This window comes from Brevibacillus sp. MER 51 (assembly GCF_023714195.1).
Taxonomy (GTDB): domain Bacteria; phylum Bacillota; class Bacilli; order Brevibacillales; family Brevibacillaceae; genus Brevibacillus.
The window spans coordinates 18,096-42,025 of sequence record NZ_JAMAUS010000028.1 but is presented as its reverse complement, the minus strand read 5'-3'; the positions used below and the strand labels follow the sequence as shown (position 1 = coordinate 42,025).

At 45.8% G+C, this 23,930-nt stretch carries 29 protein-coding genes; all 29 read left to right on the top strand.

Going from position 1 to position 23,930, the window contains the following annotated elements:
* Positions 1-230: 230 nt before the first annotated feature.
* The 29 genes from cpaB (at position 231) to M3630_RS29635 (ending at position 23,930) form a co-directional block, all read left to right on the top strand.
* Complete coding sequence (gene cpaB, locus M3630_RS29775) at positions 231-959, top strand: Flp pilus assembly protein CpaB (RefSeq protein ID WP_251254576.1); 729 nt, start codon at positions 231-233, stop codon at positions 957-959.
* Positions 956-2,359, top strand: coding sequence for a CpaE/TadZ family protein (locus tag M3630_RS29770; RefSeq protein WP_251254575.1), 1,404 nt, complete (start codon positions 956-958; stop codon positions 2,357-2,359). The genes cpaB and M3630_RS29770 overlap by 4 nt, the downstream gene beginning before the upstream one ends.
* Positions 2,360-2,370: 11 nt before the next feature.
* Positions 2,371-3,858, top strand: coding sequence for a TadA family conjugal transfer-associated ATPase (locus M3630_RS29765; protein WP_251254574.1), 1,488 nt, complete (start codon positions 2,371-2,373; stop codon positions 3,856-3,858).
* Between the two features lie 11 nt (positions 3,859-3,869).
* The gene (locus M3630_RS29760) at positions 3,870-4,766 is read left to right on the top strand and encodes a type II secretion system F family protein (protein ID WP_251254573.1); all 897 of its coding nucleotides are present in this window, start codon (positions 3,870-3,872) and stop codon (positions 4,764-4,766) included.
* Between the two features lie 11 nt (positions 4,767-4,777).
* Positions 4,778-5,692, top strand: coding sequence for a type II secretion system F family protein (locus M3630_RS29755; protein ID WP_251254572.1), 915 nt, complete (start codon positions 4,778-4,780; stop codon positions 5,690-5,692).
* A gap of 90 nt (positions 5,693-5,782) precedes the next feature.
* Positions 5,783-5,959 carry a pilus assembly protein gene (locus tag M3630_RS29750; protein ID WP_173612439.1) on the top strand — a complete coding sequence of 59 codons (177 nt, stop codon included), beginning with the start codon at positions 5,783-5,785 and terminating at the stop codon, positions 5,957-5,959.
* Complete coding sequence (locus tag M3630_RS29745) at positions 5,956-6,453, top strand: A24 family peptidase (protein ID WP_285863011.1); 498 nt, start codon at positions 5,956-5,958, stop codon at positions 6,451-6,453. The genes M3630_RS29750 and M3630_RS29745 overlap by 4 nt, the downstream gene beginning before the upstream one ends.
* Positions 6,450-6,881: a TadE/TadG family type IV pilus assembly protein gene (locus M3630_RS29740; RefSeq protein ID WP_251254570.1), complete on the top strand. Its 432-nt coding sequence runs from the start codon at positions 6,450-6,452 to the stop codon at positions 6,879-6,881. Before M3630_RS29745 ends, M3630_RS29740 begins: the two co-directional genes overlap by 4 nt.
* Positions 6,878-7,387: a hypothetical protein gene (locus M3630_RS29735; RefSeq protein ID WP_173612442.1), complete on the top strand. Its 510-nt coding sequence runs from the start codon at positions 6,878-6,880 to the stop codon at positions 7,385-7,387. Before M3630_RS29740 ends, M3630_RS29735 begins: the two co-directional genes overlap by 4 nt.
* A 97-nt stretch (positions 7,388-7,484) precedes the next feature.
* Entirely contained in the window at positions 7,485-8,102 is a 618-nt protein-coding gene (locus tag M3630_RS29730; protein ID WP_173612443.1) for a DUF4046 domain-containing protein, read from the top strand.
* A 108-nt stretch (positions 8,103-8,210) separates the two neighbouring features.
* A complete protein-coding gene (locus M3630_RS29725; protein ID WP_251254569.1) occupies positions 8,211-8,489 on the top strand; it encodes a hypothetical protein in 279 nt (92 codons plus the stop codon).
* Between the two features lie 148 nt (positions 8,490-8,637).
* Positions 8,638-9,402, top strand: a complete 765-nt coding sequence (locus tag M3630_RS29720) for a hypothetical protein (RefSeq protein WP_047074825.1) — start codon at positions 8,638-8,640, stop codon at positions 9,400-9,402.
* A 2-nt stretch (positions 9,403-9,404) separates the two neighbouring features.
* Positions 9,405-10,265 (top strand): CpaE/TadZ family protein, encoded by an 861-nt coding sequence (locus M3630_RS29715; RefSeq protein ID WP_251254568.1) that lies wholly within the window; start codon positions 9,405-9,407, stop codon positions 10,263-10,265.
* Entirely contained in the window at positions 10,262-11,050 is a 789-nt protein-coding gene (locus tag M3630_RS29710) for an SAF domain-containing protein (protein ID WP_251254567.1), read from the top strand. The genes M3630_RS29715 and M3630_RS29710 overlap by 4 nt, the downstream gene beginning before the upstream one ends.
* The gene (locus M3630_RS29705) at positions 11,047-12,165 is read left to right on the top strand and encodes a P-loop NTPase family protein (RefSeq protein ID WP_251254566.1); all 1,119 of its coding nucleotides are present in this window, start codon (positions 11,047-11,049) and stop codon (positions 12,163-12,165) included. Before M3630_RS29710 ends, M3630_RS29705 begins: the two co-directional genes overlap by 4 nt.
* Positions 12,165-13,517: an ATPase, T2SS/T4P/T4SS family gene (locus M3630_RS29700; RefSeq protein WP_251254565.1), complete on the top strand. Its 1,353-nt coding sequence runs from the start codon at positions 12,165-12,167 to the stop codon at positions 13,515-13,517. The genes M3630_RS29705 and M3630_RS29700 overlap by 1 nt, the downstream gene beginning before the upstream one ends.
* Complete coding sequence (locus M3630_RS29695; RefSeq protein WP_285863002.1) at positions 13,514-14,413, top strand: hypothetical protein; 900 nt, start codon at positions 13,514-13,516, stop codon at positions 14,411-14,413. The genes M3630_RS29700 and M3630_RS29695 overlap by 4 nt, the downstream gene beginning before the upstream one ends.
* Positions 14,413-15,252, top strand: a complete 840-nt coding sequence (locus M3630_RS29690) for a hypothetical protein (RefSeq protein WP_251254563.1) — start codon at positions 14,413-14,415, stop codon at positions 15,250-15,252. The genes M3630_RS29695 and M3630_RS29690 overlap by 1 nt, the downstream gene beginning before the upstream one ends.
* A 13-nt stretch (positions 15,253-15,265) precedes the next feature.
* Positions 15,266-15,412, top strand: a complete 147-nt coding sequence (locus tag M3630_RS29685) for a hypothetical protein (RefSeq protein WP_007725181.1) — start codon at positions 15,266-15,268, stop codon at positions 15,410-15,412.
* A gap of 484 nt (positions 15,413-15,896) precedes the next feature.
* Complete coding sequence (locus tag M3630_RS29680; RefSeq protein WP_251254577.1) at positions 15,897-16,220, top strand: hypothetical protein; 324 nt, start codon at positions 15,897-15,899, stop codon at positions 16,218-16,220.
* A gap of 3 nt (positions 16,221-16,223) precedes the next feature.
* Positions 16,224-16,376: a hypothetical protein gene (locus M3630_RS29675; RefSeq protein WP_012683926.1), complete on the top strand. Its 153-nt coding sequence runs from the start codon at positions 16,224-16,226 to the stop codon at positions 16,374-16,376.
* Positions 16,376-16,792 carry a hypothetical protein gene (locus tag M3630_RS29670; RefSeq protein ID WP_251254562.1) on the top strand — a complete coding sequence of 139 codons (417 nt, stop codon included), beginning with the start codon at positions 16,376-16,378 and terminating at the stop codon, positions 16,790-16,792. Before M3630_RS29675 ends, M3630_RS29670 begins: the two co-directional genes overlap by 1 nt.
* 55 nt (positions 16,793-16,847) lie before the next feature.
* Positions 16,848-17,411 (top strand): hypothetical protein, encoded by a 564-nt coding sequence (locus M3630_RS29665; RefSeq protein ID WP_251254561.1) that lies wholly within the window; start codon positions 16,848-16,850, stop codon positions 17,409-17,411.
* Positions 17,412-17,548: 137 nt separating this feature from the next.
* Positions 17,549-17,890, top strand: coding sequence for a DUF3870 domain-containing protein (locus M3630_RS29660; RefSeq protein ID WP_173612455.1), 342 nt, complete (start codon positions 17,549-17,551; stop codon positions 17,888-17,890).
* A 136-nt stretch (positions 17,891-18,026) separates the two neighbouring features.
* Positions 18,027-18,965: an ABC transporter permease gene (locus M3630_RS29655; RefSeq protein WP_172143247.1), complete on the top strand. Its 939-nt coding sequence runs from the start codon at positions 18,027-18,029 to the stop codon at positions 18,963-18,965.
* 26 nt (positions 18,966-18,991) lie between these two features.
* The gene (locus tag M3630_RS29650; RefSeq protein ID WP_396475814.1) at positions 18,992-19,879 is read left to right on the top strand and encodes an ABC transporter permease; all 888 of its coding nucleotides are present in this window, start codon (positions 18,992-18,994) and stop codon (positions 19,877-19,879) included.
* A 5-nt stretch (positions 19,880-19,884) separates the two neighbouring features.
* On the top strand, positions 19,885-20,910 hold the full coding sequence (locus M3630_RS29645; protein ID WP_251254560.1) for an ABC transporter ATP-binding protein: 1,026 nt from the start codon (positions 19,885-19,887) through the stop codon (positions 20,908-20,910).
* Between the two features lie 116 nt (positions 20,911-21,026).
* Positions 21,027-22,685 (top strand): peptide ABC transporter substrate-binding protein, encoded by a 1,659-nt coding sequence (locus tag M3630_RS29640; protein ID WP_251254559.1) that lies wholly within the window; start codon positions 21,027-21,029, stop codon positions 22,683-22,685.
* A 150-nt stretch (positions 22,686-22,835) separates the two neighbouring features.
* Entirely contained in the window at positions 22,836-23,930 is a 1,095-nt protein-coding gene (locus M3630_RS29635; protein WP_173612459.1) for a dipeptide epimerase, read from the top strand.

The window sequence follows — 23,930 nt, the reverse complement described above, 5'->3', positions numbered from 1 at the left end:
ATACTAATCGGTCGAGGACTTATCCACACACTCTTAGCAATCATGCGTATTCAGTTTTGAAGGAATGAGATGAAAAGCTGTATTCCCGATTACTTGTAAAAGTAATGGAGAATGCAGCTTTTTTTGTTGTGTCATAGGTGTAACCGCGCAGATCGAATGCACGGTTTTTTGTTTTCTTTTTTTGTCCCTCTATTCTCCCTTACGCTACAAACAATGGAAGGAGGGGGAGAATGTCAATACATCCGTTACGACTGTTGGCTATATTGCTTTTCGCTACATGTATAGGTGTAGCGACCTACATCATTTTGAAGCCGCATCAAGTGACCTATATACAATTGCGTTCAACAGTGGAGAAAGAAAGTGGTCAATTACTTGAAGCAAGAGATATGGAGCCATTAACACTGAGACTGGGAGGGATCTTTCAACAACCCATTGCCCCAATTCCAGGCTTGATTCCATGGGAAGAAGGACAGAGTCTCGTCGGTTTAGCATTCACCCGTCAAGTGAAAGGAGGTCGACCATTATTGCAAAGTGATTTGGAGCAAACCAGTAATCCGCAAGACAGCGGAGTCATCACAGAAAAAATGACAGGTATGAGCATTCCCGTGGACAATGTTGCAGGAGTTTCACCGCATGTATCAAGCGGAGAAAGAGTGCATGTCTATGCTTCCTTTGAAGATGAGTCAGGAGCACATTCTGGACTTCTGTTGCAAAACATGCCGATCATTGGCATTCAACGCGAAATGGAAGGAGATCATCCCAATCTGGTAGCAGTGACTCTCTCCCTGACACGTGATGAGGCTGTTCTGCTAACACACGCACTTCATTATGGAAAAATCAGATTGGGCTTGGCTGCAGTGAAGGATGAGGGGAATCCAGGAATAGGAGACGCAAGATTCGCTTCAGAGCTAATGAAGACGAAAACACGCTGGGGTATTAAAAAGGAGGAGCATGAGTGAAAAGGCGTTTGCTCATAGTAGATGATGATCAAGAATCAGTTCGTTTGTTAACGGCGCAACTTGTAAATAGCAGATGGATCGAAGTGTGTGGGGAAGCACTCGGAGTGGAAGAGGCATGGGCAAAATTACAGGCAAACCAACCCCATTTGGTGTTGCTGGGTGGTATAAAGGGAACGGAAAGAGGTGTGTTGTGTCAGCAATTTCGGCTAGCCTTTCCTCATCTTTCGTTTATTGCTGCTTGCTCAAGCAATGAATTGATGTGGGAGCCTTTTTTCCGGAACTTAGGCTTATGGGTTATTGCCAAGCCAATTGAACCAGGGCAGATCGAAGCGTTAGCTATGATGATACAACCTTCAGGAATGGTAGCAGAATCTGCGCCACAACAACACCAGTATGTAATCCAGGAACAGACCAAGAGCTATCCGAGCCAGCCTCCTTCATTCTCCGAGCCGATTACAGGTAGTTTAGTTCCTGAAATGACTCGTCCCAAACAGCTTATAACTGTTTACGGTCCCAAAGGTGGCGTAGGAAAAACATTTATTTCTCGTGAGCTAGCGATTTTCTTTTCTACGCAAAAAAACGAGGGGGTCCCATTGCGGGTAATCGCTGTTGACTTCAATCTTGATCTCGGTACATTTGCGACTACTTTGAATCTCCCCCGTACCCCGAATCTTTTTACGTGGGTAAAGGATCTTGATGCTCAGTTGCATTCGTATATTCAGGGTCAAGGAAAAGACCCGTATTCCATTAGTAGTGAGGAATGGCAGGAATATGCACAAGCCTTGCCGTTATCTCCTCAACAAATCGAGAAATATGTGGTTGTTCATTCCGATACGGGATTGCATGTAATTACCTCCCCCCGTGATATTCGGCAAAGCTTTGAAATCCGTGACTATCATTTATATTTGATTCTCGAAACGTTAAAACAAAGCAACTACGACGTCGTTCTTATCGATACGGCTCCGGATACAACAGATGCAACGATTCAAGCTCTGTTTTTTGCAGAACATGTTGTGATGGTGGGAAATCCGGTAGTGGACTCCATTGAAAATATTCAACGATTGCTAAAACTGTTGAGAGAAGCAGAGTACCCTGAAGAGCGCATTCAAATTTGCATGAATCGTTTGCAGAGGAAAGAAATGTTTACTTTAGATGAAATTCGTGCCTATTTCCAGCTTCACCCTAGCAAAAAAATCTTCTCAATACCTGACGATGTGGAAGTGAAAAAGTCGATTAATACCGGAACGCCAGTCATGCTCCAGTCAGGGAGAATTCCGGCCAAGGAAGCCATTGAGACATTAGGAAAAGCACTGTTCCCCGTAGATGGAGAGCAAATGAAGGCTGCTGAAAAAGAGAAACCAAAAGAGAAAACATCTCTCTTCAAGTGGTTGTGGGGATAAGGGAGGGTGTCATGTTCGATAAAAAACAGTTACTAGGCATTACTAATCAAGTTCGCCCTGCGCAAGAATTACGATCAGCGGGCAGGGGAATGGCGGGAGTTCCTTCGACGCTTCACGAAAAAATGCAAGCCCCCGATCACGCGCGGACGAATGAAAAATGGGTCGGGGCAGATCGAGAAACGTCGATTCGTACCCAGATTGTTGAGAAATACGGAAAGCGATTATGGGAGGAAAAGCATTCTTCACTCTTTTTAGATGAGCTGACGACAGATATTCGAATGCTGCTGGAGTCGCAAACCACCCTAACGTCCATACAAATGGATGCAGAAGTAAAACGACTGCTGCATTCTTTGACGGGTTGGGGCCCATTAGACGCCTTATTAGAGGATAACGACATCACGGAGATTCTTTTTCATCGCTATAACTATCTCGTCATTGAAAGAAAAAGTACTGGTCGTCTTGAATCTCCGGACATTGCTGTTTTTCGTGATGAGGAAGAGCTGCTGCGCCTATTGGAACAAATTGCAGCGACAATGGGACGTGAATTTAATGAAACAAAAGCAGAGTTGCATACACAGCTTCCGGACGGTTCCCGGGTTGCTGCTACGCATCGCTCGATTTCTCCCGATGGACATATGCTCACGATCAGAAAACACCGCGAGCTACTCAGTGAGTCCGATTATTTGCGGTACGGTTCTATTTGCGAGCCGATGCTTCTCTTTTTAAACAGAGCCGTCGGTTTATCTCGTGCATCTGGCATTGTCAGTGGAGGAACAGGCTCAGGCAAGACACACATGCTCAATCTCATCTCCCAATATGTACCTGATCATTTGAGTATTATTACGATCGAGGATGTTTTGGAGATGAAGCTTCAGCATCCTTTTGTACGCAGATTTTTAGCGAAACCTGCAAATTACGAGGGGAAGGGTGGGTTTTCGATCAAGGATTGTGTTCGCTTGTCCTTGCGAAAAAGGCCGGATGTCATTATGGTCGGTGAGACACGAGGGGGAGAAATCGTAGATATGCTTTGGGCGATGAATACGGACCATCCTGGCAGCTGGAGCACAGCACATGCAAACTCACCGCGTGCTTTGATAGATTCAACATTGCCCATTTTATTTGGAAAAGCAGATGAAGGGTATAGTGCGGAAGAGCGCAATTTAATGATCGGTTCGGCACTGGACCTGATTGTTCAAGTAAAACGTTTTGAAGAAGATGGCAGTCGCAAGGTGGTAGCGATAACGGAGGTAGTGGGGACGGGTCAATCACATGAAGAATGGATAAAACGAGCTTGCAACATTAAACAGGTTCTCCCTGATCGGGTGTATTTGCAGGATATATACGTGTACGAAGCAACAGGCGTGGAGAATGGGAGAGTAAAGGGTCACTTCAAATGGACAGGCTACCGGCCAGAGCGACTGATTAAACGATGGCTAGAGAAAGGTTTGTCCCGAGAGGAGATTGAGCAAGTCTTTTTCACCACACCAATACCGCTATAGGAGGAGAAAGTATGGACATTAGCTTACCTGTTGCAATCGGGATGGGGATGGCCATCCTGTTATTGATCTTGCCCAACAAATTGTATATGCGAGAACCGACGGGGAAGCACGAAATCGTAGAAGTGTTGCAACAGGACAGGAAAACTATTTGGAAGCAGTTTGAGGAGAGGTTGGAAAAATCGCGCTCAGGGTGGGGGGTAAACCAGTATGTGACCCTCTCTTTTTTATTGGGAATCGCGTCCTTTGGTGTGAGTAGTCAGATCTTGCAGTCTTGGTGGATGTCATTGCCTGCTTTGCTGGCAGGGATTATGTTTACCGAACGATTAGTGAGTGTATGGGGGGCTCGTCGAAAGGACGAGTTCGAAGCAGGCAATGTAAAAGCAATTCGTCTTATGGCCAGTTCTTTACGTACCTCTCCATCGTATTTGCATGCGTTTGAACAGGTAGCAACTAGTCCATTCTTATCGGAAATCGTTTTAGAGGAATACAGGCGTATTGTAGAGCTATTGCGGGCACAAGTCCCGTTGGAGCACGTAATGAATCGATTCTTTGAACGCACAGGATCAGCGGATGTCAAATATTTAGCGACTATTGTCCACATTCAACGTGAGATGGGCGGAGATATGGCCAAAACGCTCGATTTGGCTGCCTCTTCAATATTGCGGCGCAGACAGTCGCTCCGTAGACAAAAAGCAGCTATGGCACAGATCGTGGCACAGGTGAATTTACTAAGTGTCATGCCGTTTGTTTTTGTCATTGCGTTGTATGTAAATAATCCCAATCATTTCGACCCATTAACGGCCACAATCGGGGGACGGTTTCTTATTTTGGGAAGCCTGACCTCTATTTTGATTGGGGGAGAAGCAATTCGTTATGTTGCGCATAAAAGCATAAGCAGGGGAGCATAGGAGAGGGTGCAATGTTCGTTCTCGTTCTTAGTCTATTGGTGAGTGTTGCTATATTTCTGTACGGCTTGCCGTCTTGTGTGAGTAAGGGAGAACCAATCTCGGCCACCCTTTTGGGCAGGATTGACTCCGTGAAACAAGCCAAGCTTGAGAAATCGTTTCAACAACGACGAAAAAGGTGGACACTGGTTCAAAGCTTGGAGAAAAACCAGGTACTGCTACAGCACTTCTACAAATTGACGGGTGTCGATAAGAAAAAAATAGAGGAAAGATTGGTGCGTTTGGGAATCGATATAAGCCTGACTGAGATTGTCTTGTTCCGGCTCATCAGCATGTGTTTCATCGTTTCATCTCTAGCTTCATTGTCGATAAGCATGGTTAATGGGGAAAAAATCGGAACGATGAATGGGCTTCCCTTAACAATTAGCTTATTTTTGTACTTGCTGCCGAACATGCTGCTAGATCGGGCGGACAAGCGAGCAAAAGCTGAAATTCGAGAGCAGGTCCCTATCTTTTTTAGCATTGTACAGTCATTGGTGGATGCTGGCATGCCATTGCAACAGGCTGTAAAGCAGACAGCGAGGCGTTTTGATGCCAGACTTGGCAGAGAACTCGCGAGCCTGGAAATGGGAGAAAAAAGGCATGGAAACTGGCGAAAGGCGCTTGAAGAGTTGGCCTTTCGGTGGGAGGTAGATTCGTTGACTACCATTGCGCTGGAGATGAACGAGGCGATGAAAAAAGGGGTTAGCATATCGCAAATGTTGTCTGTCCAAGTAGAGGAGCAAGTGAGACAACAAGAAGACGAGGCTGCTACCCATATGAATCGGTTAAATATTAGGTTATTGCCTTTTGTCATTTTATTAATGGGACTACCGTTGCTGTTTTTGGTGATGGGCCCTGCATTCATCGGCATCGGAGAAAGCTTGTAGCAAAATTAGCGCATGTAAATATTTTTGCGAGAGGCACTGTCTTTTGGCAGAGTGAAAATAGAACCAAAATCTCAATGAGGAGTGAATGGAATGGGAGCCATCGCAGATTATTTCAACCGTTTTTGGTATGAGGAGGACGGTGTCACGATCGTAGAAATGGTCATTATCATTGCCGTCATCTTGATTGTGCTTATTCCGACACTGACACAACTAGGTACTGCCGAAGACGAGAAGCTGAAGGAACTGCAAGAAAAAATAAGCAAATGACTAACGTAATCTTGCTAGGCGTATTAGGAGCGGCCGCATGGATGGATTGGAGACAAAGGAAAATACCGAATACTCTTGTTTTTCCGGCGATTGCTGTCGGCTTATGGTATCAGTGGGAAGGTGAATTTTTAGGAGGAGCCTTACTAGGTGTGGCTGGAGCCTTTTTGTTGACAGTTGGTCCCGTAATCTTAAAAGGGATGGGGATGGGTGATCAAAAGCTACTAATGGCTGTTGGGGCTTGGACGAGTTGGAGTGTGGTGTATTCTTTGTTTTTGCATTCTATCATCTTATGCCTTGTTGTGATGGTGTTCTATCCGCAAAATTGGGCTCGCCTTTGCAACAATCTTCAAATCATAGCAGCCGGATGGACAGCACATCGACAAGTTTGGCTTCCAGACAGGGCAAAAACAGCCTTTTCATTCCCCTACGCCGTATATTTGCTGGGTGCTTTTGTGTTCCAATCCGTACGAGATGTCATCGGAGCAATCGGATGATTACACGCTTGGGACGAGTGATACGTGCGAGGATGAAAGATGAGCGAGGCAGCCAGATGATTGAGTTTATTTTGGTGTTTCCTTTAGTTTGGATCTTGATCGTATTCTCCTTTGACCAATTCAGCATGATGTACAACAAGCAAAAGGCATTGGCGGCTGCGTATGAGGCAGGGAGAATTGCTGCAGTGCAGCCCAATTTCGGTTTGGCCAAATTCCATGCGAAAGAGCGAGGCACATCGGAATTAGCACAAGGTATTGGAGTCCTTCACAAAGATGTCCAGCTGGAGCTTGATGGGAACGGCTGGAGAAAGGGCAGTCATGTAAAAGCTGAAGCAACAGTTTCATTTCGGCTTCTCGCCACGGGAGAATTATTCGAGATAACTGAAAGCTATCACATGATGGTCGAAAATGCGGAGGAGAAGCAATGAATGATTCGTTGCATCATTTTTTGAATCGAGTGAAGGAAGAGCGCGGGGCAACTATGATTACTGTGCTCTTCTTTCTCTTCTGCTTGGGCAGTCTGCTTTCTATCCTGTTATTTTTGGAACAGACAGATTATCTAAAAATGAAGATGCAACATACAGCGGATTTGATTACTAAGGGAGCACGTGCGGCTGGAAAATGGGAGTACGTGGATACAAACGGTGATAAGCAAATCAGATTGTTTGCGACAACAGAAGAAGCGGAACGGCGTGATGCGGATATCATTCGCGGAGCACGTGAAGAAGCGGGGATTCTTTGGAGATTAAACAGGGGGAATCTGGAGGGAACAAGTGATGAGGTCTCTGTTATTCACCAAAAAGGTGAACGACCTTATTTGTACTTGCAAGGAATCTATCATTTAGAAGTAAAGCTTGAAAAGGACATACCTGTATTTTGGGATGAGCTTTTTGTAAAAATGAACAGAGTCTCCCAGTCTGGGGTCTATGAATAAAGTCACAATTTTGAACAAAGGTACTGTTATTTTTGTCCTAATCCCGCGTGGTAATTTAGTAGTATATTCCAAAAATGGGGATAGGAGTGATATGACAGTGCCCTCAAAAATAGTCGATCGGTACAAACGGATTCTTAGCGGAGAGCAAAAGCGTTTTTCCCCGTATGAGTTCGAAGATGTGCAGTACCGGAAGCAAAAAGTCCAATTAGTTGTTAGATATGCGATTGAAAATGTAAAAAGATGGACTCCTGAGCAGGCGAGACGTGAATTGAGCTTGCAGGATGTCAAAGAACTGAAGCTGCATTTGGTGAGAGAATTTATTGAGCCGCCTATCGAGGCAAAGGCTGAGGATGTGTATTACTTCGTCGAATTCGCTTATCCGTATTTACCTCGACTTTCAGAAGAACAACGAGTGTTATGGGTTTACCAAGAAGTGCTTTCAGGCATAAGACGTCATTTTCCCCCAGCTTATTTTCAGAGCATAAAGGGGGAGGAACGGGCAAAAATATGCGTCGACTATATGTGCAAGCATCTGCTAAAGCTGGCAGATTTGCGTCAACTGCCAAGTATTTTCAGCAAAACAGAGAGAGCCTATACGCTCCTGAAAACATATAAACTCAAGATTCTCGTCGATACGCTCTACTTTTCACCATTTGATATGGTCACTGAAATGTATCCCGAGCTTAGTGATCCCTCGTATTGGGACGAGTTATAAAAATATTTGCACAACCCTGCTGTCTTTTTTTACGGTAGAGATAGTTTCATAGGCTTATAAGCAGATGAAACGGCCGTACTCTACAGGTGAGAGAAGGAGGCGTTGCGTATGGCAACAGTAGAGGCTCACCAGAAATGCTCTGCATCCGTGGAGCAGCTTCTAGGGCGACAAGTATGCTACCAGAAGCACAAACCCGGCAGACATCTTTCAGTGGAAAGAGTTCCGCAGGGAGCGTTCCAGATCGAATCCGTACTTCGATTTGGAGACAGAGTAGTACTCAATGACGGGCTAATTGTAATGGAGAATGCTCCAACCGTCATGGAGCGCGCGGGAAGGATTGCTCTTCTTTTCGCGACCGGAGAAGAACTTTACTTTGTAACTGAGTAGGTTCTCTTAATCGCCTTGCACGGTTGCGTGTGAGGCGACCCATAAAGCGAACTGCCTGGTTTATCAGGCTAAATAAGATTCGACGAGTCGAGAATGCTGTTGGAGAATATCAATCGTTCTATAAAAAGGAAAATGGGGGTATTTTGACGTGTTGGCAAAGAGTGCAATCGAATTAGTCAACCGCTGCTATGAGGAGACAAACAAGCTGACATTGTTGTCATTGGAAGAGTTTAAGGAATCCTTTATTGCTTTTGTTTTTGGAGATTACCAGGAAGAGTTTATGGTTCAGTATGATCTGGAAGAGTTTTATGAGCATTTGAATCAGCTTCAGTTATCGAATTGCCGGAGAGATTTTGATCGGGCAGTTGAGGAATGGTACATCACAGAGTATGGAAGCGGGTATAAAGGCGTCAATTATCATGACATTTTGTTTACGCTAGTAAAGGAAGCAGTCGTTCAATACCAATCGCCAAATCGGATAGCACTCATCCGAGACGTAACCAAACTCCTAACTATGCCAAATGGATTTCTCGCCCGATGGCAAAATGGGCAGATACGTGAACGTCCCATCCCCACATATTTTAAATACTTGATGAAGCTCGGAGTACGTACACATGAAGATATTGAAACGCTGGTAGACATGTGGCTGGTAGAGTACCCAAACGCATTTAATAAAAAACAGCAGGAGCTCTTTGCTAATCCACCTAGAAGAGGAAGACCTAACAACGTCGAGCTTGCTCTATTAATCGAGCTAGCCATGAAAGTGAGACCAGAAATGACAGCTCAGGAAAGGGAGCGATTGCGCAAAATATACTATTATCACCGCAAGTCCCTCACTGTTCGAGAGATGGTTGAAAAATTTGAGAAATACATCGCCAGTAAAAATAAATCAAATGATTCCCAGGTGGGATAATCATGTTTCACCAAATGAGCCGCTTTGTCTCCAGGTTCCGTGATTTGGAGCAGCAGGAGTTTTCACATTCTATTGAGGAAGAGCGGCAATGGAAAGTACTTAAAGAAAAGCTTGCTTCTCCACAAATAGTTGAGCAACAGGAGTCGTATCAGCGTAAATGTATTGTCGTTATGAGTTTGTACGCACAGGCTGGAGCTAGTTTTCTTGCAAGTAACCTAGCGTATGCATGGTCAGGAAAAGGCATTCCTGTTACCCTTTCCGAGTTGCCAAAAGTAACATCCTATTATTATTTTGCTCTTGATTTTGAACGTCGAGCTCGAAAGACATCATTGCTCCTCATGCAAAATAACCATCTTCGCATCCAGATAGAATCCCCAGCACAAATTCAGCATGAATCTTCTCAAACAGATACAGCCAACTGGTTACTACGGATTTGTAAGGATAGTCCCATTGTTGTCATTGATGTTTCTTCCTACTGGAATGATATCCACTCCAAACAAATTTTTGAGCATGCCGACGAAATATGGGTAGTTTTTGATGCCGATTTGGCTAGACTAACCCGTTTGTTCCTGCTAGAGCCAGTCCCTGCTTGGTGGAGGACAGAAAGAAGAAAAATAAAAATGATAGCAAACAAGTGGAATAGCCAATTGTCTCGGACAAGCATCATGAAAAAAGTAGAAGGAACGCTCTCCCTATGGGATCAGCAGCCTGTAGCTGCACGGGTAACTAACATGATTCCGTTGATGGATGGAGAGAAAACAGCAATGGCAAGCGCCAAAGCCAATCTACTTTTGGAGCTTTTCCCCGAGGAAGAGAGTGAATTTCAGTCATTGATTCATGCTTATAAAGGAAGGATGTTATGAAGAAGCAAACATTGCTTGTCATTTGCTTAATTTCGTTTCTGCTAGCAGGATCGTCCTTTTATGCAGCGACTCAATATATTGACGCGATGGCTGCGGAAAAGCTGTTTGCCCCAGTCGTAAAGGTAGCTGCAGGGAAAGAAATATCAGCCTTCGAGCCGATTACACAAAACGACGTGATACTTGTACAGGAAGAGGTAGATGAAATTCTTCCAGGTTCAGCGCGTGATTTGGATACCGTTCTGGGGAAAAGGAGCACGCAGACTATATACGAAGGCGAGCAATTATTATTGGAAAAGCTGACAGATTCACAGCTTTTACCGGAAAAAGGGGAGGCGCGTTACGAGTTCCCCCTACTATCCATTTATCCTTTAACGGAATTACGCAAAGGTGATCATGTGAAAATTTGGGTCAAATACAAGAATCCCTCGGAGCTGCAAGGCTATCCTGCACCACTGCATTTTCAAAAAACGAATGATACGGCAGATTTGTTATTTGAAAGTCAGCTTGCAAGCGTGAGGGATAGTAATGGTATTGAGATCTATACATTAAAGCCTAGCTTGTTGCCATCGCCTGATCAGATGGATTCCATCTTTCATGGATCACGAGAAAAGCTGTTGCAGAATGGCGAAAAGCGATATCGTGACTACCGAGTTCAGCCAACAGCACTACCTGCTTTTATCGGCTTTAATTTGACAGACGAGGAGTATGTGATAGTGAGCGAGGCAATGTCATATGGGATGCTTCAGGTTGGTCATATCATGGGTTCGAAGGAGCAAGCGTCATGAAAATTTTAGTTTGTTATCCGATGAAGTCACTCGCCAAAACGTATATGCCTATGTACAGTGATGTGCTGGTAGCCGAGTCGGCGGAGGAGTTTTCACGGCTTGTGCAGCTTTATATGCCAGAAGCTTCCGTGATATTTTCCGAAATGTTCAACACTCCCGTTTGGGAATGGCTGCCGGCACTGAAAGCACAACTCCCGTCCAACTCACCGTTAATTATTGTTCCCCTCTATCGGGATGAGAAGATGATTGAGAAGGTAGCTGAGGAGTCCGGGCTAGAGGACGTATACCTGTTATCAGCCCATTTATCCCAAGAAGAAATACGCCATCAAATCAGTCTGATTCTAGGCTTCGTGCAAGAGTGTTCAAATATTGGATCGTCAAAAGAAAAGGGGCTCGTCTACGCTTTACTGAGCTACGGTGCTTCTGGCATCACTACTTTTTGTATTAATTATCCCGTCATACTAGGGAGGCAGCATCCTGAAAAGCGAATTGTTGTACTTGATATGAATGACGCTAAGCCCGATTTATCACGATTCTTCAAACTCCAACAACATCAATTATCTTTATTTCGTCCTGACTTTATCGATATTCAAACAACTGCCAAGCGTAACTGGAGCAATGTCTGCAAACAGAGCGCGCACTTGCCTAATCTGTATTACGCACATGCTGCTAGCAAATGGAAAAGCTCAGAATTAAGCAATCTAATTAGTGTGTTTCGCATGCAATTTGACTATGTATACATCGATTGGGGTTACTGCTTTCCTGAGTCTGAGACTCTACAGCGGTTGCTTCATACTGTTGACCGCAATCTGTTATTCGTGAGAGCTGATCCCTTTAGTATCGATAGTGCTAGAGAGTGGCTGCATTACTGGAGAGAAAGAGGAGTGAAATGCGAGGTTCTGCTCAGTCATTTAGATCCTGGGCAACCCTTTCGAATCGGGGAGGATGTTTCGGTCTATGGTGTTGTACCACGCATTTCGGAGAGCAGGCTCATGCAATCTCATCAAAGCTGCAGCGTATTAATAGAAGAGTTTTTCGCTCCCAAATCGTACATCAGCAGTTTGAAGGAAATTGCTAAGGCACAATATGTGGACAGAAGTGCGGTGTTTTGCTGATGAGAGGGATAGAGCGAGAACAACCAGTTAAATCGGACATCCAAACCATCGAGGACATAAAACAGGTAGCAAGAGATTATTTAAATCATTTTGGCAAAACTCGAGAAGAAAAGCTAGAGATGCAACGCATTCTCGCTTTGGCAGAACAGGGAGATCGCGATAGTCACAACCATATTATTCTTCGCTTACAGCATTATTTTGAGGAAGTCCTCCAACGACCAGTAACCGAACAGATTTTGCCGCATGTTAACGGTTACGAGGGGCTCACCTTTTCTACTTACGGGTGGGGCATACTTGATGCCGTCCTCCATTTGTCTCCGTGGGTAGAGGAAGTGCGAATTTCTGCAAACCGCAACATTGCGTACCTGGAGCAAGGAGTCAAAAAATTTCTCTCTTACACACCAAGCTGGAAAGAGGTTGAAATCCTCCAACAAAAGTTGACCAATACAGCGGGCCTATCTTTTAACGAGAAAAAACCTAGATTGAGCGGGTACCTACATTCGCTAAAAGCAAGATTAACCATGTTCACTTTCCCTTATTCCAGAGTACCGACCATTCTGGTTAGACGATTTACAACACCTTCTTTTTCGCTCGACCAACTCCGTACACAGCAACAGCCAGCCTTCGACGAAAGAATTCAATGGCTAATCGAACAGCAAGTGTACGGACGCAGCAATGTGCTGGTTATTGGACCAATGGCTGCAGGGAAAACAACGTTGATGATGTGTATGTTGAAGCTGAAAGACCCTCGGACAGAATATGTCACGATCTTTGAAAGTGAACACGAGATGCGATTTGGTGATATTTGGCCGGGGGAAGTGATTGAACTCCAAAACGTGGAGGAAATCGGCATTGAATTAGAGCATTGTTTCAAAGACATGTACCGGTCAACCGCAAATACGATCTTGATTGGAGAAATTCGCGAGCCTATAGAAGCGTACCATTTTATAAATGCCGGAATCAGAGGGACAGACGCTACAATCGGAGCGATGCACGAACGATTTGCTCACAGGGCGTTACATGATTTGACCGATCTTGTTTATCAATACGGAGGGCGAAGTGTCGAGCTGACCCAGGAGAGAATTAGCAGGGCAGTCAATTTTGTCAATTCGCTTACATACCGTAACAGTGGTCACCGTTTTATTGATGCTATTCATGCGACGGAGTGGAATTCATCATTTAACCGAGTGGAATCTATTCCCCTTGTAGGTCGTAACATGCAGACGGGAGCCTATGAATGGACAGGGAATCAATTGAGCTCACAGTTAGTTGAATACATGTGTTACGTCGGCAAAGCAGACATTGAAGTGTTGAAAGAGCTACGTCTTACCGATATAGGCAGGCAGCTATGATGTACACATTTCTTTTCCCGGTGTTACTATGTCTCTTCTCTGGTTTTCTGTTTCTCGGCTTACACCTGTATAAGGGATGGAGAAGTCCCCGCGTGTTCTTCCCGCGTACAGTTGAGGTATGGAGAGAGAAATTTTTAAACCATTCTACCCGACGCATGATGTATGAACGCTTTGATCGTTGGTGTCAAATCGTGGGAGGTACACCAGAAGGGTACGTATTACTATCCCTGATTGGCGGGATAGCGGGATTCATATCGGGTATTTTGCTAGGGAATATGATTGTATCCTTATCGCTTTTTCTCCTATTGCTCTTGCTGCCAACACTGATTCTATACGCACGCTATACGGTACAAATGAATAAAAAAATCAGCTCATTTTGTCGTTTCGTAGAGTTGTTTGCCCGTTATTATAACAGTCGCAAAAACATCGTCCTTACCTTTCGCGAAATGATAGAGGAATGCCCCAAAGAATTATTGCCTGACCTCCTTCTGCTAAACAATAGCCTTTCGGATGGGGGAAACTCGGTTGTGGCAGTGGAACAATTTGCGCAGAGACTGGACCATCCGTGGGCATTTGATTTTGCAACATATATTTCCAGTGGTTTGGAAGGAGAAACAGAAGATATTCAATCACCTCTAAATCGGTTAACAAATGAGATGTTTGTACAACAAGATGAAAAGCATGAGCGTGACAGTGAAATATACTCCATTTGGATCAGCCTCCTAATCGTCATAGCAATTTGCATTTGCTTGATCCCCTACAATCAAGGGTTGCTTCAAGATTCTTATCGTCTCTATTTCTACACGCCAGATGGACAAGCCATATTAGCGATTGCGGTGACTGTGTGGATTTTTTCGATCCTATTGGCTTTTATTTGGGGAAGGAGGTATCGCTAATGCCAATGCTAATTATGTATACCTACCTTGGATTAGGCGCTCTATTTGTTTTTAGTGCAGCGTTTATGATCGGAAAGTATTTGTTTCACAAGCAAAAGCCAAAACTGTTTGTTTCTGGGGTGTGGTGGGAAAAGTGGGAGCAGGCACTCAAGCCTGACGAAGACGATAAATGGGAGCAGTTACTATCGCGAGCAGGAAGGCCTTTTGGATGGGGTAAACCAAAGTGGGTGTTTCTGCAATTGTTGACTGGAAGTACCGTTTGCATCCTGATTTTTTTGTGGGTCGTCGTGAGTCGAATGGAATCATTTCCACTGCTATCGATGTGCCTGGCATCTGCAGGCAGTTACATGCTACCGTACATGGGCTTGAAGATGTGGGCAAATCACAGGGAGGATATGCTGAGCACAGATATCGCCAGATTTATCAATCGCTATGTGACCCTTTTAGAAAATCAGGTGCCCATTTACAATGCCATGGTCAAGGCAGCAAGACCGACTAGAAAGCTAAAGGAGTATATCCCTACCTTATCTGAGTGGAACAGAGACCCTAATGAAGCACTTGAGAGCTTTAAATACAAAATTGGTGTCGACGACGGAATTATCCTCGTATCGAGCATGCGTACAATTGAGACGCTGAGCGAAGGACAAGTAAGTGCTACTATGCAACGAATGGAATGGGCTGTCGATCACCGAAGAATGTTTCGTCATCGAAAAAAGATAAAGTCTTTAGGGATTGGCTACACGGTCATTGTCTACCCGGCTTTTTACATGGGGTTATTGGTAGCCATGTTTCCTTGGTATAAGCTGCTTACAGAAATACTGGATAAATATTTGACCTGAGGAGGAGCAACTCATGACGAAGCTATTATCTATCATCATGTGCATCGTTTTCTCTTTAGGAATAATTGTTTCTAGCCTGTCTGAAATAAACACATCGGTAGTAAGAGAAGACGGGCTGAGAGATCGAGCAGTTGGGTGGATCGATAAAGCCATACCTTAAATCACGAATGAGAAAAGGGGAAAATTGAGATGTCCAAAATGTTTTTTATATTTTTAGCATGCGTCATGGTATTAGGGATCGGTGTCAGCAGTTATGGTAATGAGTTAAGCCCTGCAGCAAACGATTCTGCTGAGAGCATTAACCAATCCATCACATCGCTGAACTACGATACTCGAAATGAAAACATCAACTTTAGGATGCAAAACGGAACATCCTATACGTCGTCAAACTGATGTTGCACATACACGTATTTCTGATCATTTCGACTATGGTAGGGAGCTTGTGCGCGGGGCTTTGGAATCTCCAACCAGAGGAGCAGCTTAAACAGACACAACGAGAAAGGGTGTATCGAGCAGCGACGGTGATCTTCCATTAAAGAAGAGCTGGCGTTTCTAAAACGATGGTGAAAGCAAAAGTCTTTCTTATATGTCTACTGGTCCTTCTAATGATCACTTCCGCACTGGGAGCTTACCACTTGTACGCAATGGAAAGGACTATTGCCCGTGGAATCTATGCTGACTTGCTGGATGATATGCAGGACATCGGGTATTTGGAGCCGACGTTAGCAAATTACTATCTTATGAAAATGAAAGAATTGGGGTGGGAAGTGACAGGGGATGGGTTTGACGGGAGCTGGCCTCGAACCGAGAGCGAGCGAGCTCGCAAAGAGCGGCAGGAGACGATTACCTTGTCGGTTACGATCCAACCTTCAAAAGTGACCCAATGGCTGCATAAATTTGTAGAGGGGGATACATCCTTTTCCTTTACGGGCAGCCGTCCGTCTGAATACTTCGATCCAGGGTGGTAGTGCATGAATAAAATGATTAGCATTTTGGCTGTAATGGCGATTGTTTTGCCTTTGACGGTAGGGTTGCTTCTCACTGGTCCGCAAAATCTGTTTTCCGCATGCACGCAGTTTTTCGGCGATTTGCTCGCGGAAGTAACGCGTTTTGGTACAGGATAATGGGTCAATTAATCGCTGCGATACTGAACATTATGGTTATGCTACTCGTTCCATTAGGACTGTTACAGGTACATACGGTTGTTCAGGCCAGGAACGAATTATTGGAAGTGAGCGCAGCCGCTACGAAATACGTTAGCAACCACGGGGGGACGAGTGAAGCCAACCTGCAACAAGAGGTTCGGGCATTGATCGCTCGGGAGCTGAGTGAGAAAAAGTTTTCCATTCCAGATCAGGACCTGTTTGTCAGTGTCACTCGGACTCGTTCACTTGATCCCGTTCTGTGGAGCCACGAAGATGAGTTTGTCGTGGAGCTGGCAATTCCATACCCCCGATTTACCTCTTGGATTCCAATGCCGGCTGATTCCTTGCAAGTCCAAAGAATAGGTACGGTTAACATCATGGACTACGATTTGTAAAAGCTCCAGTTAGGAGGCTATCGTTACGGGTATAAATATCTTATCCATTTCGACGATGCTATTCTTTTTGCTGGTAGGTATGTTTATTGTAGATGCAGACATCGCCATGCAGAAAAAAGCAGAGCTGAAGATACTCCTTGAGTTGTCTAATCATCACGCTACCTTTGCTGTTGATCCTGTATTGAAAACAGAGGGTGTGATTGATCTGCTAGAAGACGAGGCTCTTGAACGTTTTGATGATAGAATGTATGAGAATGGTGGCTATCGTCGTGAGCAAGCCATGTTCGTCCCTCAAGCAGACAGTGTGACCACGGATCCCATTCCTTTCTCGCGCTATTATGTGGATTTCCGTTCGTGGCGCAATGACCACCAATTACGCCTACAGTACAATGGGACAACCCTCGTGACAGAACGAGCAACAAAAGGGCCAACTCGTCCGGGAGGTGGTATGCTGCAGATTACCGTCATAACTGAGCATGGAGAAGAATTGCACCTCGCACCAAAAACAATGGTCGGTCCATCCCATGTCGTAGTTGCCTACATTGACGAGCGGCCGTTGCTGCCGTTGCTGCCGCCACATTCGTTTCCGGTCGTATCTGTAGAAGAACTGAAAGATTAGTCAGACTTATTTACAAATTGCAAATTCTTCTGGTACTATGTAGGAAAGTGCTTACCCAGCTTGCGATTGTGAGGAAGTCGCTCTCCGAACATCCCGTTTGCCGGTCCGTTAAGCATAGTAAAAGTGGGGTTATTGATTTGTTTGATAAAGATACCATTTATATCGTAGGCGATGCACAGTCCTCTTCGAACAATCCGATTACACAGCAATTCAGTGCTTTTTTTATCGGATTGGTAGTCGATACTTCTAACGACAAGATCGTAGATGCGGCCTGTTCCTCCACAGTCCAACTGACGTCTGATTTTGCTCGGTCGATCTTTATCGGTCATTCGATTATGGCGTCGGACGAAATTGGCGAAGAGATTCGTTTTCGGTATTTTGGATCTTCCCAAAAAACATTGATCGCAGCGTTTAAGGACGCGCAAAAGAAGTACAAACAAGCAGTTTCCACGAGAAATAAAGCCACAGTCACCAAATGAATACACCCGCTGCTTTATTTATTCGTATGCACGGCATACACGTAAGTAAAACCCAGCAAATGCCATGATCACGTGCATTTGCTGGGTTTTTTGCTTATTACGAGAGGTCAGTTTCTGATGAAAAGGAGGAGAGTCCTTGCTATCTTTTGTTTTCCGCAGATTTATCTCCATGATCGTGACGTTATGGCTCATCATTACCCTCACCTTTTTCTTGATGCATGCCGTTCCGGGATCTCCTTTTGAAAAAGAAGGAAAGGCATTAAACGAAGCAGTTGCTGCCAATCTCAATGCCTACTACAACCTGGATAAGCCACTACTCGTCCAATACGGGCTGTACTTGCAAAAGCTGGTGCAGTTTGACCTTGGGCCGTCGATTGCAAATAGCTCGGATACGGTCAACAAAATGATCGCCCGTGGATTCCCCGTTTCTTTTCAACTCGGTCTGATTTCTGTCGTCTTTGCGATTGTTACCGGTATTGCGCTTGGTGTGATCGCCGCGCTACGACATAACCGTCTCATTGATTACCTTGCCATGATTATTGCTGTTATCGGGATATCTGTTCCCAGCTTTGTTGTCGCCTCCTTATTAATCAAATATTTGGCGGTCGAATGGAAGCTGTTGCCGACCGCAACGTGGGGGTCTTGGCAGCATGTGATTATGCCAGCACTTGCATTGGCATTTGGTCCGATTGCGATTATCGCTCGTTTGACCCGTACCAACATGCTGGAAGTGTTGACCCAGGAATACATTGAAACTGCTCGTGCAAAAGGGCTGTCTCCAGCGACGATCGTGTTGAAGCACGCGCTGCGTAATGCGATTTTGCCTGTCGTCACGCTTTTAGGCGCACTGATTGCCAACGTTTTAACGGGAAGCTTTGTGATCGAAAAAATATTTGCGATTCCTGGGATGGGGAAATATTTCGTCGCTGGCATTAATAACCGCGACTATTCCGTCATTATGGGAACGACCGTCTTCTATAGCGCACTTTTGATTTTCCTGATGTTTGTCGTCGATGTACTGTACGGCATCATTGATCCACGAATTAAGCTGCATCGAAAGGAGAGCGAAGGATGATCGTTTCTGATGATTTATTTATCCCCATGCGCAAAGACAACCTCAATGCGGAAGCGATTGTGCGACCTCAACTGACGTTTTGGCAAGAAGCTTGGCTTCGTCTGAGAGGAAACAAGCTGGCTCTGTTGGGGTTGGTAGTTATTATCTTGCTGGGGGTTATGGCTACGATTGGACCGATGATCTCTGGTCATGAATACGCCAAACAGTCGATTATTATGAAAAACAAACCGCCGTCGGAAGTGAACTGGTTTGGTACTGATGATTTTGGCCGCGATGTGTTCACACGTGTTTGGTATGGTGCTCGCATCTCCTTGTTTGTCGGTTTGACGGCAGCTCTTATCGATTTTTTTATTGGTGTCTTGTATGGAGGAATTGCCGGATATTTGGGCGGGCGAATCGATAATATCATGATGCGCTTCGTGGACATTTTGTACGGCCTTCCGTATTTATTGGTGGTGATTTTGCTAATGGTCGTCATGGGGCCCGGACTTTTAACCATTATTATCGCCTTAAGTGCGACCGGTTGGATCGGGATGGCCCGGACTGTGCGCGGTCAGGTCCTGCAAATGAAAAACTCGGAGTACGTACTGGCAGCAAAAACAATGGGGGCAAAGCCTTTCTACATCATTCGTAAACATCTGCTGCCCAACACAATTGGCATCATCATTGTATATGTCACGTTATCTGTTCCATCTGCGATTTTTGCAGAGGCGTTTCTGAGTTTTCTCGGTCTCGGTATTCAGGCGCCAATGGCTAGCTGGGGGGTAATGGCGAACGATGGACTCCCCACCATTTTGTCGGGGCATTGGTGGCGGCTCTTTTTCCCTGCTTTCCTCATCTCGCTGACGATGCTCGCGTTCAACGTGCTCGGTGATGGCTTGCGCGATGCGTTCGATCCGAAGTCAAGGAGGTAGGCAACATGGATAAAACGGAAAAGCTGCTGGAGGTCAGTGGGCTTCGGGTCACATTCAAGACGCATGGTGGTGAAGTGAACGCTGTTCGGGACGTGAACTTTACCTTGAACAAAGGGGAGACACTGGCGATTGTTGGTGAATCGGGATGTGGGAAAAGCGTGACTGCAAGGAGCATTATGCGACTGATCCCGGAGCATATCGGAAAAATCGCAGGAGGAAGCATTCATTTTAAAGGGCAGGACTTGGCAAAGCTGCCAGAAAAGCAGATGCGCGAGCTGCGTGGGAAAGAAATCTCCATGATCTTTCAAGATGCGATGACGTCACTCAACCCGACCATCACCATTGGTGAGCAGATTATGGAGGGAATCATTCGCCATCAAAAGGTCACCAGAAGTGAAGCCAAGCGGCAAGCGATTGAAATTCTCACCTTGGTGGGGATCGCCACTCCAGAAAGTCGTCTAAAGCAGTACCTCCATCAGTTTAGTGGCGGGATGCGCCAACGGATCATGATTGCGATTGCGCTTGTCTGTAAGCCGTCCATTCTTATTGCGGATGAGCCTACGACAGCGTTGGATGTGACGATTCAGGCGCAAATCATCGAGCTGTTCAAAAGCATTCAGAAAAAGACGGGAGTCTCGATCATTATTATCACGCATGATTTGGGAGTCGTCGCCAAGATTGCGGATCGGGTCAACGTCATGTATGCCGGAAAAGTGGTAGAGTCCGGGCCTGTTCGCGACATTTTTTACAATCCGCAGCATCCGTACACCAAAGGCTTGTTGGCGTCGATGCCTCGTTTAGATGCGGATCGCTCCATTCCGCTCAGCCCAATACCCGGAACACCCCCGGATTTGTTCAGCCCGCCAATTGGCTGTGCATTCGCAGCGCGCTGTGACTACGCGTTGGAAGTATGTCGGAATTACCAGCCTGCGGAGACCCATGTCCATAGCAAACACGCGGTTTCCTGTTGGTTGCAGGACCCTCGGGCGAAGAAGTTGTTAGCGTCGATGCAACCGCCAACAGGGACCTGATTCAAGGCTGTCGAGGGCAGTGGTCAAGCCCGGCTTCATTCGTGTAAAAGAGGGTGTCGTCTGACGTCACTATCCTTTTACGACATACAAAAACAAAAAATAAGGGGGAAGAAACAGTGAAAAAACTATCAACATTGTTGCTGACAGCTACGCTGGGTGTTTCTATGCTCATGGCTGGATGTACATCGGGTCAACCAGCTGCACCAAGTGAGAATGCACCAGGCAACACGGCTCAGCCAAACGCTCCGACGCCGGGTGATCAAGCGGCAAAGCTCCTGTTGCTGAATAATATCAAGGAACCGACGTCATTGGACCCGCCGATTGGCTTTGATGAGCCGTCCTATAATATATTGAACAACCTGATGGAAGGCTTGACTCGCCTGGACGAAAATCAAAAGCCTCAACCAGCGGCCGCTTCCGAGTGGACAATCTCCGAGGATGGCAAAACCTACACCTTTACCCTGCGTGACAACAAATGGTCCAATGGTGAACCGGTAAAGGCTCAGGACTTCGAATTCGCGTGGAAACGCATGCTTGATCCTGCACTGGCATCTCCGGCGGCATCCCTCGCGTACATTATTGAGGGAGCGGAGGCATATAACAGCGGTAAAGGTCCGGCGGATGGCGTAAAAGTAAAAGCGGTGGACGACAAAACACTAGAGGTCGTGCTCGCTCAACCAGCTTCCTGGACGCTCCTGTTGGCATCCAACCCAGCTTTCTTCCCTGTACACAAAGCAACTGTAGAAAAAGATCCGAAATGGGCAGCAGAAGCAGCAAGCTTTGTCGGAAACGGGCCATTCAAGCTGACAGAATGGGCGCATGACAGTGAACTGAAAATAATGAAGAGCGATACGTACTGGGATGCAGCAAACGTAACTCTGCCTGGTGCTGTTTGGAAAATGATTGATGACGAGAATACCGAGTATCAAATGTTTACGAACGAAGAGCTGCACAGAACGACAACCGTTCCTGCAGACATGGCAGACCAATTGTTCAAAGATGGCAAAGTATTCGTGCGTGATGGAGCAGGTACAGAGTTTTATCGTTTCAACGTAACGAAGGAGCCATTTGATAATGCCAATATTCGTAAAGCCTTCAGCTTGGCGATTGACCGTAAGACGCTGGTTGACCTGGTGCTGATGCGTCAACAAAAGCCGGGAACTGGCTTCGTATCTTATGGTTTGCCTGATGCCAACGGTGAAGGACAATTCCGTGAGGTAGGCGGAGAATTGGTGAACTTCAACCCAGATGAAGCGAAGAAGCTCCTGGAACAAGGAATGAAAGAAAAAGGCTACACAAAGCTGCCGGAGGTTACACTCACGTACCGCAGCGGAACGGCCAACGAGAAAACGGCACAAGCCGCGCAGGAAATGTGGAAGCAGACGCTGGGCGTAGATGTGAAGCTGCAAAAGGTAGAGGGAAAAGTTTTGACGGATATGCAAAAGCAATTGCAGTATCAAATTGCTCGTTCTTCCTGGTTGCCTGACTTTGGTGATGCGATCAACTTCCTCGACATTTTCCAATCGAAGGCAGCAAGCAATCGTACGGGCTGGGGCAATGCACAATTCGACAAGCTGATCCAAGACGCATACAAGGAGCCAGACGATGCAAAACGTCTGAAGCTGCTTCATGATGCAGAAAAAATTTTGTTGGATGAAGCGCCAATCGCACCGCTTTATTTCTACAACACTTCCTTGCTCTCAAGCGACAAAGTGAGTGGTGTACAAAGCTCTTCACTGAGCTACACAGACCTGAGAAAAGCTGTCGTGAAGTAAGAAAGAGTAAGTAGGGAGAAGTCATTTCAGGTGGATGAAATGACTCTCCCCCTTTTTCGCTAGAATTTTTAATAGTGCTATAATTTAGTATGTCTATGAGAAAAAACACAACGAAAGAAAGCACGAGTGCTGGAGAAGATGGAGGAAAACATGATTATTCAAGCCATCGAAGTAAAACGAATTTCTGTACCATTGAAAAAGCCTTTTAAAACGGCTTTGCGTACGGTGCATAGTCTGGAATCGATTCTGGTGAAAATCACCTGCGATAACGGTATGGTCGGGTGGGGCGAAGCTTCGGCGACTGTCGTCATTACCGGAGACAGCATCGAGAGCATCGAGTCAGCGATTATGAATACGATGAGACCTCAGCTCATCGGCTTGAATTTGCTTGCCTATGAACGAGTTTTCCAAACCTTGCACCAATCCATGGTAGGAAATACGAGTGCGAAGGCAGCGGTAGACATTGCGTTGTACGACCTTATTTCTCAGCGCGCAGGAATGCCGTTGTACCAATTCCTGGGTGGCTACCGTGACCAATTGGAGACGGACTATACCGTTAGCGTGAACTCCCCGAAGGAAATGGGCGAGGATGCAGCTCTCTACCTCAAGCAAGGCTTTCACGTACTGAAAATCAAGGTCGGCAAAGACAATATCGAGGATGATATTTTGCGTATCCAGGAAATTCGCAAATCCGTGGGCAATCAGGTGAAGATTCGTCTTGATGCCAACCAGGGATGGAATGTAAAAGAAGCGGTCCAATCCATTCGCAAAATGGAGGACATGGGTCTTGGCATCGAACTCATTGAGCAGCCTGTAAAAGCGCATGATCTGGAAGGCTTGAAGCGGGTAACAGATTCAGTCGATACGCCAATCATGGCTGACGAGAGTGTGTTTTCACCAGCGCAGGCCCTGCAGGTGTTGCAAAACCGTGCGGCAGACATGATTAATATCAAGCTCATGAAGGCTGGTGGCATTTACAAAGCACAATTGATCAACCAATTGGCTGAAGAGCACGGTATTCCATGCATGGTTGGCAGCATGATCGAATCGCGTTTGGCTGTATCAGCAGCAGCTCATTTTGCGGCCAGCAAGAAAAACATCACCCGCTTTGATTTCGATGCCCCGTTGATGCTTTTGCACGATGGCATAGAAGGTGGCGTAACGTACGAGGGCCGCTTGATGCGCATGCCAGAAGAGTCGGGGCTCGGCATTCGTTCCGTCAGCCTGTGGGAGGGGGAGAACTAA

Excerpts from the sequence above, each read along its gene's own strand:
- M3630_RS29695 (WP_285863002.1), top strand. The coding sequence starts at position 13,514 with ATGATGTACACATTTCTTTTCCCGGTGTTACTATGTCTCTTCTCTGGT.
- M3630_RS29715 (WP_251254568.1), top strand. The coding sequence starts at position 9,405 with ATGTTTCACCAAATGAGCCGCTTTGTCTCCAGGTTCCGTGATTTGGAG.
- M3630_RS29650 (WP_396475814.1), top strand. The coding sequence starts at position 18,992 with ATGCGCAAAGACAACCTCAATGCGGAAGCGATTGTGCGACCTCAACTG.
- M3630_RS29690 (WP_251254563.1), top strand. The coding sequence starts at position 14,413 with ATGCCAATGCTAATTATGTATACCTACCTTGGATTAGGCGCTCTATTT.
- M3630_RS29685 (WP_007725181.1), top strand. The coding sequence starts at position 15,266 with ATGACGAAGCTATTATCTATCATCATGTGCATCGTTTTCTCTTTAGGA.
- M3630_RS29700 (WP_251254565.1), top strand. The coding sequence starts at position 12,165 with ATGAGAGGGATAGAGCGAGAACAACCAGTTAAATCGGACATCCAAACC.
- M3630_RS29750 (WP_173612439.1), top strand. The coding sequence starts at position 5,783 with ATGGGAGCCATCGCAGATTATTTCAACCGTTTTTGGTATGAGGAGGAC.
- M3630_RS29765 (WP_251254574.1), top strand. The coding sequence starts at position 2,371 with ATGTTCGATAAAAAACAGTTACTAGGCATTACTAATCAAGTTCGCCCT.
- M3630_RS29675 (WP_012683926.1), top strand. The coding sequence starts at position 16,224 with ATGAATAAAATGATTAGCATTTTGGCTGTAATGGCGATTGTTTTGCCT.
- M3630_RS29705 (WP_251254566.1), top strand. The coding sequence starts at position 11,047 with ATGAAAATTTTAGTTTGTTATCCGATGAAGTCACTCGCCAAAACGTAT.
- M3630_RS29760 (WP_251254573.1), top strand. The coding sequence starts at position 3,870 with ATGGACATTAGCTTACCTGTTGCAATCGGGATGGGGATGGCCATCCTG.
- M3630_RS29645 (WP_251254560.1), top strand. The coding sequence starts at position 19,885 with ATGGATAAAACGGAAAAGCTGCTGGAGGTCAGTGGGCTTCGGGTCACA.
- M3630_RS29710 (WP_251254567.1), top strand. The coding sequence starts at position 10,262 with ATGAAGAAGCAAACATTGCTTGTCATTTGCTTAATTTCGTTTCTGCTA.
- M3630_RS29740 (WP_251254570.1), top strand. The coding sequence starts at position 6,450 with ATGATTACACGCTTGGGACGAGTGATACGTGCGAGGATGAAAGATGAG.
- M3630_RS29670 (WP_251254562.1), top strand. The coding sequence starts at position 16,376 with ATGGGTCAATTAATCGCTGCGATACTGAACATTATGGTTATGCTACTC.
- M3630_RS29755 (WP_251254572.1), top strand. The coding sequence starts at position 4,778 with ATGTTCGTTCTCGTTCTTAGTCTATTGGTGAGTGTTGCTATATTTCTG.
- cpaB (WP_251254576.1), top strand. The coding sequence starts at position 231 with ATGTCAATACATCCGTTACGACTGTTGGCTATATTGCTTTTCGCTACA.
- M3630_RS29635 (WP_173612459.1), top strand. The coding sequence starts at position 22,836 with ATGATTATTCAAGCCATCGAAGTAAAACGAATTTCTGTACCATTGAAA.
- M3630_RS29735 (WP_173612442.1), top strand. The coding sequence starts at position 6,878 with ATGAATGATTCGTTGCATCATTTTTTGAATCGAGTGAAGGAAGAGCGC.
- M3630_RS29725 (WP_251254569.1), top strand. The coding sequence starts at position 8,211 with ATGGCAACAGTAGAGGCTCACCAGAAATGCTCTGCATCCGTGGAGCAG.
- M3630_RS29680 (WP_251254577.1), top strand. The coding sequence starts at position 15,897 with ATGGAAAGGACTATTGCCCGTGGAATCTATGCTGACTTGCTGGATGAT.
- M3630_RS29665 (WP_251254561.1), top strand. The coding sequence starts at position 16,848 with ATGCTATTCTTTTTGCTGGTAGGTATGTTTATTGTAGATGCAGACATC.
- M3630_RS29745 (WP_285863011.1), top strand. The coding sequence starts at position 5,956 with ATGACTAACGTAATCTTGCTAGGCGTATTAGGAGCGGCCGCATGGATG.